Source organism: Mycobacterium sp. 852002-40037_SCH5390672, assembly GCF_001665875.1.
In the GTDB taxonomy this organism is placed as follows: Bacteria; Actinomycetota; Actinomycetes; order Mycobacteriales; family Mycobacteriaceae; genus Mycobacterium.
In genome coordinates this window covers 1-647 of sequence record NZ_LZTA01000026.1, presented here as the reverse complement: position 1 = coordinate 647, position 647 = coordinate 1, and the positions used below count along the sequence as shown (strand labels likewise).

The following is a 647-nucleotide window of genomic DNA, read 5'->3' as shown; positions in this document are numbered from 1 at the left end:
CTCGAGCCCGGGATGACGCTGCTGGACATCGGTTGCGGCTGGGGAGCCACCCTTCGGCGAGCCATCGAGAAATACGACGTGAACGTCGTCGGCCTCACGCTGTCGGAAAACCAGGCCGAGCACGTGCAGAAGACCTTCGACCAGATGGACACCCCCCGCACCAGGCGGGTGCTGCTCGAGGGCTGGGAGAAGTTCCACGAACCGGTGGACCGCATCGTGTCGATCGGCGCGTTCGAGCACTTCGGCCGCCAGCGCTACGGCCGGTTCTTCAAGATGGAGCGCTATCCCGCATTTTTCGATCGCGCCTACGACATCCTTCCCGACGATGGCCGGATGCTTTTGCATACGATCTTGACCTATCAATGGCAAGAAATGCCGGCGCGTGGCATCACCTTGACGATGAGCGATATCCGATTCGCGCGGTTTATCGGCCAGGAGATTTTCCCGGGTGGGCAGCTGCCGGCGCAGGAAGACATTTTCAAGTTCGGCGAGGCTGCCGGCTTCTCGGTCGAGCGGGTGCAGTTGCTGCAGAAGCATTACGAGCGGACCCTCAACATTTGGGCGGCAAATCTGGAAGCCAACAAGGAAAAGGCGATCGCCATCCAGTCCCAAGAGGTCTACGACAAGTACATGCACTATCTGACCGG

The 647-nt window shown here is 60.3% G+C and carries 1 protein-coding gene; it reads left to right on the top strand.

The features are described 5' to 3' along the window. A partial coding sequence (locus A5782_RS04800; protein ID WP_067095910.1) for a class I SAM-dependent methyltransferase occupies nt 1-647 on the top strand: 647 nt, incomplete at both ends.